This window comes from Inquilinus sp. (genome assembly GCF_057815775.1).
Genome location: NZ_JBYRFX010000861.1, coordinates 1 through 7,966 on the forward strand (window position 1 = coordinate 1; position 7,966 = coordinate 7,966).

The 7,966-nt window shown below is 68.8% G+C and carries 8 protein-coding genes; 1 reads left to right on the plus strand and 7 read right to left on the minus strand.

Annotation, left to right across the window (positions count from 1 at the left end; translation table 11 throughout):
* Positions 1-119: 119 nt before the first annotated feature.
* The 6 genes from AC3XYG_RS30945 to AC3XYG_RS30970 form a co-directional block, all read right to left on the minus strand.
* Entirely contained in the window at positions 120-962 is an 843-nt protein-coding gene (locus AC3XYG_RS30945; RefSeq protein ID WP_489143728.1) for a carbohydrate ABC transporter permease, read from the minus strand.
* A 2-nt stretch (positions 963-964) separates the two neighbouring features.
* Complete coding sequence (locus AC3XYG_RS30950; RefSeq protein ID WP_489143729.1) at positions 965-1,927, minus strand: carbohydrate ABC transporter permease; 963 nt, start codon at positions 1,925-1,927, stop codon at positions 965-967.
* A gap of 91 nt (positions 1,928-2,018) precedes the next feature.
* The gene (locus tag AC3XYG_RS30955) at positions 2,019-3,281 is read right to left on the minus strand and encodes an ABC transporter substrate-binding protein (protein ID WP_489143730.1); all 1,263 of its coding nucleotides are present in this window, start codon (positions 3,279-3,281) and stop codon (positions 2,019-2,021) included.
* Between the two features lie 74 nt (positions 3,282-3,355).
* Positions 3,356-4,243 carry an N-acetylmuramic acid 6-phosphate etherase gene (locus AC3XYG_RS30960; protein WP_489143731.1) on the minus strand — a complete coding sequence of 296 codons (888 nt, stop codon included), beginning with the start codon at positions 4,241-4,243 and terminating at the stop codon, positions 3,356-3,358.
* A gap of 105 nt (positions 4,244-4,348) precedes the next feature.
* The gene (locus AC3XYG_RS30965; RefSeq protein WP_489143732.1) at positions 4,349-5,047 is read right to left on the minus strand and encodes a hypothetical protein; all 699 of its coding nucleotides are present in this window, start codon (positions 5,045-5,047) and stop codon (positions 4,349-4,351) included.
* A 135-nt stretch (positions 5,048-5,182) separates the two neighbouring features.
* Positions 5,183-6,193 carry a zinc-dependent alcohol dehydrogenase family protein gene (locus tag AC3XYG_RS30970; protein ID WP_489143733.1) on the minus strand — a complete coding sequence of 337 codons (1,011 nt, stop codon included), beginning with the start codon at positions 6,191-6,193 and terminating at the stop codon, positions 5,183-5,185.
* A 93-nt stretch (positions 6,194-6,286) separates the two neighbouring features.
* Here AC3XYG_RS30970 and AC3XYG_RS30975 point away from each other — a divergent pair, with 93 nt between their 5' ends.
* Entirely contained in the window at positions 6,287-7,195 is a 909-nt protein-coding gene (locus tag AC3XYG_RS30975; RefSeq protein ID WP_489143734.1) for a LysR family transcriptional regulator, read from the plus strand.
* Position 7,196: 1 nt separating this feature from the next.
* Here AC3XYG_RS30975 and AC3XYG_RS30980 read toward each other — a convergent pair whose 3' ends face one another.
* Entirely contained in the window at positions 7,197-7,787 is a 591-nt protein-coding gene (locus AC3XYG_RS30980) for a gluconokinase (protein WP_489143735.1), read from the minus strand.
* Positions 7,788-7,966 lie beyond the last annotated feature (179 nt).

Consider the following 7,966-nt stretch of genomic DNA (forward strand, 5'->3'; position numbering starts at 1 on the left):
GCCCCCCATGGTCATCACCGCCAGATGGCCCAGCGCGTCGGATGCCAGCCATCCTCCGTCTTGCCACTCCTCATACCGGAATTCCATGCGCGCATCCCCGACCGGAGTCGGCCCGCAGCCTACCCCTTCACCGCCCCCGAGGTCAGGCCGGAGATCAGCTGGCGCGAGAAGAAGGCGTAGAGGACCAGGACCGGGATGATGGCCAGCGTCAGCGAGGCCAGCACCGCGTTCCAGTCGGTGACGTACTGGCCGACGAATTGCTGCACGCCCAGCGTGATGGTCCGGGCGTTCTCGCTCGGCGCCAGGATCAGCGGGAACCACAGGTCGTTCCAGATCGGCACCATGGTGAAGACGGCAACCGTGGCCAGCGCCGGCCGCACCAGCGGCAGGATGATGCGGTAGAAGATGCGGTATTCGCCGACGCCGTCGCAGCGCGCGGAATCCTTCAGCTCGGACGGGATCTGCCGCATGAATTCCGACAGGATGAAGATCGACAGCGGCAGGCCCATGGCGGTGTAGACCAGGACCAGCGACCAGATCGTGTCGTTCAGGCCGAGCCACACCACCAGCTGCAGGATCGAGACGGTGCCGAGCCGGATCGGGATCATGATGCCGATGGCGAGGTAGACCGCCAGAGCGGCACTGCCCCGGAAGCTGTACTCCGACAATGCCCAGGCCGCCATCGCGCCGAGGAACACCACCAGGAACAGCGTCACCAGCGTCACGGTCAGGCTGTTGCCGAAATACAGGCCGAAATTCGACCGGGTCAGCACCGTGTCGAAGCCGATCAGGCTGAAACTGTCCGCGGTCGGCGGCATCAGCGGCTGGCTGAAGATCGCCTTGCGCGACTTGAAGGCGTTGAACAGCACCAGCACGATCGGGAACAGCGCGATGATGGTGTAGGCGGCCAGGATCACGTGGATCGTGGCAGCCGAAGCGGGGGAAGAGCGGTTCGCGGCCATGATCAGAGCTCGTAACGCTGCAGGCGGCGCTGGACGATGTAGAAGTAGGTCATCACGCCCGCCAGGATGATCCCGAACATCACCGTTGCCACCGCGGCGCCCATGGTCGGGTCGCCCAGCTGCAACTGGAAGCCGAAGAAGACACGGTAGAAGAAGGTGCCGAGGATGTCGGTCGAGAAATTCGGCCCGGCCAGCGCGCCCTGGGCGACGTAGATCAGGTCGAAGGCGTTGAAGTTGCCGACGAAGGTCAGGATCGAGACCATGCCGATGGTCGGCCAGATCAGCGGCAGCTTGATGCGCCAGAAGATCGTCATCTGCCCGGCACCGTCGACCCGCGCCGCCTCGGTCAGGCTTTCGGGGATATTCAAGAGCGCGGCATAGGTCAGCAGCAGCGGCATGCCGACCCACTGCCAGACCGACACCAGCGCCAGGGTAAACAGCGCGCTGTGCTCCTGCCCCAGCCAGGGGGCGAACAGCGAGCTCAGGCCCACGGTGCCCAGCATCGACTTGGCGACGCCCCAGGTCGGCGACAGGATCAGCTTCCAGATGAAGCCGATGATCACCACCGACAGCAGCGTCGGGGTGAACATCAGTGTCCGGTACGTGTTGGTAAAGCGCAGCCGCGGCAGCGACAGCAGGGCCGCCAGCCCGATCGCGATCGGGTTCTGCACCAGCATGTGGACCGCGAAGAACAGGACGTTGTTGAGCAGCGCGTTCCAGAACCGGTCGGCCCATTGCGGGTCGAAGAACAGCCCCACGTAATTGGCTAGCCCCGCGAAGTGCCGCACCCCGGCCTCGTCCTGCACGTAGAGGCTGAGGCGGATGCTGTCGAGCAGCGGGTACACCATGAACACGGTGTAGATCAGCGTCGCGGGCGCCAGGAACACGGCGATGTGCCAGGGGAAACGGCCCCGGCGGCCCGCGATCTGGGCGCGGGGAATGACGATGGTCTGGGTGCTGGCCATGGCGACAATCTATGGGAAAGGGCAATCAGCAGGAATGGGCAGCGGGCCGTGCCCGGCCGGAACCGGAGCACGACCCGTGCCGAAGGTCAGCCTACTTGGCCGGCTTGTACCAGGAGTCGAGACCCTTCTGGATCTGGTCGGCCGCCTGCTGCGCCGTCAGCGTGCCGTTCAGCACCTGGGCCGAGACGTTCCACAGCTCGTTCTCCAGGTTCGGCGTGCCGCGCGACAGGATCTGGTACGAGTTGCGGATCGAGGATTCGCAGGTCTTGCGCCAGCCGACGAATTCCGCCGCCACCGGGTCCTTGACCATGACGTCATGGTTGGACAGCGAGTAGAAGCCCGGCAGCGCGTTGGAGTAGATGTCGGCGAATTCGGCCGACGCGACCCATTCCAGGAACGCCTTGGTGGCTTCCGGATTCTTGGTCTTGGCGTTCATGCCGAGCGCGATGTCCGGATGATCGCTGATGTAGCACTTGTCACCGGCCTTCTCGACCGGCGGCGGGAAGGCGCCCATCTTGAAATCGGCCTGGGCGTTGAAGGCGGCGATGTCCCAGGAACCGGCAGGATAGATCGCGGCGCGGCCGAGGGTGAACAGGTTCTGGCTGTCCGGATAGGCCTGGGCCTGGTAGCCGTCCGGCAGGTACGGCGTCCACTTCGCCAGCTCGGCGAAGGTGTCGACATAGGGCTTGTCGGTGAACTTCTGGGTGCCGGCGATCAGCGCCTTGCGGCCTTCCTCACCCTTCCAGTAGTTCGGGCCGATGGCCTGGAAGCCCATCGTCGCCGCTTCCCACTGGTCCTTGGTGCCGATGTCGAGCGGCGCGACCTCGCCCTTGGCCTTGATCTTGTCAAGCAGGGCGAAGAACTCGGCCTCGGTCTTCGGCGGGGTCAGGCCTTCGGATTCGAAGATCGACTTGTTGTAGAGGAAGCCGTGGATGACCGAAGCCATCGGCACGCAGAACAGCGTCTTGCCGTCATCGGTGACCCAGGCAGCCTTGGCCACGCCGGAGAAGGTGTCCATGCCCTTCAGGTCGGTGACCGGGGCCAGGTAGCCCTTCTGGAACAGGGCCAGCGAGGCATCGAACGGCCGGCAGGTGATCAGGTCGCCGGCGGTGCCGCCGTCCAGCTTGGCGTTCAGCGCCGCATTGTATTCGGTCGGGGTCGAGGGCGAGAACACGACCTTGATGCCCGGATGGGTCTTCTCGAAGGCCGGGATAATGGTGTCCTGCCAAGTCTTCAAATCGTCATTGCGCCAGCTTTCGATCGTCAGCGTGACGTCGGCCGCCACCGCCTGGCCCGCGAGGGCGACGAGCGCCGCCCCGGCCAGGAACGCACCGCGAAGGAATGAATAAGACATATGAACCTGCCTCCTCTGTTCGGCGTTTCGCCGTGCATACGGGCGGCGGGCATCCCCGCCTGCCCCATATCCCGCTATTGTCGTTGGATCGCCGCGATCGCGCGGCGCAGGTCGCCATCGGTGCCGGCCAGGCGCCGGCGCCCCTCTTCCGCGCTGTCGCCCAGCGCCACCAGGGCGGCCAGCTTGACGTTCTGGCCTGCCGCCTCCAGTGCGGCCCGCGCCGCCGCCTCGTCGACCGGCACCACGGCGCGCAGCATACGCACCGACCGGTCGTTCAGCTTGGCATTGGTCGGCTGCATGTCGACCATCAGCCCGTCATAGACATGGCCCAGCCGGGTCATCACCAGGGTCGAGAACAGGTTGAGGATGACCTTCTGCGCCGTGCCGGCCTTCAGCCGGGTGGAGCCGGCGATCGGCTCCTCCCCCGTCGCCGCCCGGATCGCATGCGCGGCATCGCCGAAGATCGGCGCGCCGGGGTTGGAGGCGACGGCGATGGTCAGGGCGCCGGCACGGGCCGCTTCCTGCAGCACGGCGCGGGTGTAGGGGGTGCCGCCGCTGGCGGCGACGCCGATGACGACATCGTCGGCGCCGAGGCCCAGCGCCGCGGCCTCGGCCCGGCCGGCATCGGCATCGTCCTCGGCATTCTCGACCGACCGGGTCAGTGCCCCGGTGCCGCCGGCGATAAGGTATTCCAGCCGGTCATGCGGGTGGCCGAAGGTCGGAAACAGCTCCGACCCGTCCTGCGCCGCGATCCGGCCGGAGGCGCCGGCGCCGGCATAGACCAGGCGCCCGCCGCGCCGCAGCCGGGGCGCCGCATCGGCCGCAGCGGCCGCCAGCGCCGGCAGGGCCGGCCGCACTGCCGCCACGGCGGCGAGCTGGGATTCGAGCAGAGCATCGAGGATCTCCGCATCCTCCCAGGTGTCGAGGCCCCTGAAGCGGCGCGACGCGGTCTCGGTTCCCATTCGGCCCGTTCGTGGTTGAGCGTGGTGTTGAGTGGTCTAGACCACACTCTCCCAGCTTTGCCCGCGCCGCGCAAGACCGGTCGTCATCTGCCGTGGAAACGCGCCTTACCAGCTCAGCGTGAAGCCGGCGGTGATCTTGCCACCGACCTGTTCGCGGCCGAGATCGATCAGCGAGGCGCTGATCTTCAGCGGCCCGAACAGCGTCTGTTCGGCGCCGATGCTGCCGACCGGCAGCCGGTCGTCGCTGGAGACCTGGCCGCCGAACAGCAGCGCGGTGCTGTGCCAGGGCAATTCCAGGCGGGTGTTGCGCCCGACCTCCCACCGCGTCACCGGCGCCTGGGCCCCCAGCATCCCGTCGCGGATCAGCATGTAGCGGTCCTCGGAGGACGCGGTCAGGCCGATCAGCGACCAGGAGCGCGAGAACACGGCGCCGACCTGGCCGGCGCCAGCGGCGGCCAGCGGGTCGAAGCTGGCCTCGAACCGCACCGACCGCCAGAACGGTACGAACCAGGGCAGGGCGAGGAAGGAGACGCTGGCCTCGGCCTTGCCGCCGGCACTGCGCCAGGCCCGGTCCGGGTCGCCCCAGCGCGCGGCGAAGCCGGGATTTCCGTTGGCCGGGATGTCGAAGGTGACGCCGGTGCGGGCGACGAAGCCCGGCATCTGTGACTGCAGCGCCGCCCCGACCGTGCCGGCGCCGGTGGTGGCGTCGCGCTGGCCGGTAACGGCGCCGGGACCCGGATCGGGCCAGGCCAGGGCGGGTGTCGCCGTGGCGAGGCCCAGAGCCAGGGCGGCGAAACGCAGCAAAAAAGGGTGGCAGGACCGCGGCATCGGCGGGCTGTCTCTCCAGGAAACGGGATGGCTTCCCCTGAGAGTAGTCGCTTAGGCGCGGCTGCCAACCCCTTGAATTGTGACAATTATCGCTCGGCTGCGATTCGCTGGTCAGAAGGTCAGGACGATCTTGCCGAAATGCTGCCCGGATTCCAGGTGGGACAGCGCCGCGCGCGCCTCGGTCCAGGCGAAGCTGCGGTCGATCACCGGCCGCAGCCCGCCTGCGGCGATCGCGCGGTTCATCGCCTCGAAGCTCTCGCGCGACCCGACCGGGATGCCGCGGATTCGGGCGCGGCGGAACAGGATCTCGATCGGATTGATCTCCGCCGCCTTGCCGCCGAGATAGCCGATGACGTTGATCTGGCCGCCGGTGCGGATCGCCTGCAGCGACCGGGCGAAGGTGCCGGGGCCGCCGATCTCGAGGACATGGTCGACGCCGCGGCCGCCGGTCAGGTCGCGGACCGCGAGATGCCAGTCCGGCGTGGTGCGGTAGTTCACCGTGCCAGTGGCGCCCAGCGCCCGGGCCTGCTCCAGCTTGGCGTCGCTGGACGAGGTGACGATGGCCCGGGCGCCGGCCGCGACCACGAATTGCAGCGCGAAGATCGCGACGCCGCCGGTGCCCTGCACCAGCACCGTGTCGCCGGGCTTCAGCCGGCCTTCGGTGACCAGCGAGGTCCAGGCGGTCAGGGCGGCGCAGGGCAGCGTCGCCGCCTCGGCGTCGGTCAGATGGTCCGGCACCCGGGTCACGCCCTCGGCGTCGAGCCGGACATATTCCGCCAGCACGCCGGGGCCCGGCCCGCCCAGCGGCACCGCCCGCTCGGCCGCGTCGAAATCGCCGCCGATCCAGCCCTGCCAGAAGGTCGAGGCCACCCGGTTGCCGACCGCGACGCGGGTCACCCCCTCACCGACCGCCACCACCTCGCCGACGCCGTCCGACAGCGGCACCATCGGCAGGTCGAAGCGAGCGTGGTAGGTGCCGTGCGCGATTTCGAGATCGCGGTAGTTCAGCGACGCGGCCCGCATCCGCAGCACCACTTCGCCGCGCCGCGGCTCCGGCACCGCCTGTTCGACCAGCCGCAGCCGGTCGAGGCCCGCACCCTCTTCGATCACGAACGCCTTCATGGGATGTCTCCAGGATTGTTGGTGCTGGAGAGATCGCCCGCAGCAGGCTAATCTTCAAATTCATTGTTTTCAGAAATTTCATGACGGATCGGCATGATGTTGGACGAGATGCGCGCCTTCGTGCTGCTGGCCGAGACCGGGTCGATCCAGCGCGTGGCGGAGCGGCTGCCGCTGACCCAGCCGGCCGTCACCCGGCAGATCCAGCGGCTTGAGCAGCATCTGGGCGTCACCCTGCTGGACCGGCGGGTGAAGCCGCCGCGGCTGACCCCGGCCGGGCTCGCCGCGCTCGACCGCTGCCGCGCCATCCTGGCGGCGATGGAGGATCTGAAGACCAGCGCCGGCAACGGCGCCGAGCCGGAAGGGACTCTGCGTCTGGGCGTCGGCGTGCTGCACGCCTTCGCCGAGGCCGATTTCGCCGCGCTGATGCGCGACCTGTGCCAGCGCTATCCCCAGCTGTCGCTGCGGCTGATCGGCGGCCAGGCGGCGACGCTGCTGGCCGATTTGGACCGCGGCCGGCTGGATGCGGCGATCGTGATGATGCAGAAGCACGCCGCCCCCTACCCCGGCCGTGTCGTGGGGCAGGAGCAGCTGGTGGTGGTCGGCGCCCGCAGCCTGACCCTGCCACGGCGGCCGTCGCTGGCCGACCTCGCCGCCTGCGACTGGGTGGTCAGCCCCGATGATTCCTGCGACGTCCGCACCATTCTGGAGGCGATCTTCGCCCGGGAAGGGCTGGCGCTGAAGATCTCGGCCGAGGTCCATGACGTGGCGATGCAGCAGGCGCTGATCCGCAGCGGCTTCGGCCTGGGTGTGCTGCCGTCGCGCCGCTACACCGCGCGCGACGAACTGCGCCGCATCGACGTGCCGGGCTTCCGGTCCGACTTCGCCGTCAGCGTGGTGCGGGCACCGCATCTCGGCCGGCTGGACCGGGCGGTCGACCATTTCGAGGATTCGCTGCGGCAGAGGCTGGCGCCGGCGGTGGTACCCCTGACCCAGGCGGGCTAGCTCAAGCCGCCGGCGGCTTGGGCGGCTGTGGCGGCAGCCCGAAGCGGCGGGCGGCGATGTCGATGATCCGGCGCGGCGGGTGGCGGATGTCGACCGTCACCACCCGTTCGCCCGCCCCCGGCGCCTCCAGCGTCTCGAACTGGCTGTGCAGCAGCGAGGGCGGCATGAAATGGCCGCGGCGGTTGGCCAGGCGCGTGGCGATCACCGCCTCCGACCCCGACAGGTACAGGAAGGCAACCTGCGTGCGGCCGGCGACCAGGCGGTCGCGATAGACCCGCTTGAGGGCGGAACAGGCGAGCACCGCCGGCTGGCCATCCGCCAGCCAGTCCGTGATCTGCGCCGCCATGGCGTCGAGCCAGGGCCAGCGGTCATCGTCGGTCAGCGGATGCCCGGCCTTCATCTTCTCGATGTTCGCCGGCGGGTGGAAGCTGTCGGCGTCGGCGAAGATGCCGCCCATGCGGCGGGCCAGCTGCTTGCCGATCGTGCTCTTGCCCGAACCGGACACGCCCATGACGATGACCACGCCGGGCGCATCGCCGCGAGCCGTGTCCTGGGGGCGGGGGCCAGCCGGCCCGTGCTCTGCGGCGGCCATGCCGCGTCTCCTCTCGTTTCGGTCCGGGTGACTTGGTTCGGTCAGGCGAGCTTGACGACTTCGCCGGTGCGGAAGCTTTCATCCGCCGCCAGCACGATGCGCAGGCTGTCGATCGCCGCCTGCATCGAATCGGTCAGGTCGAGATCCTCGCGGATCGCCCGCAGGAACAGCTCCTGCTC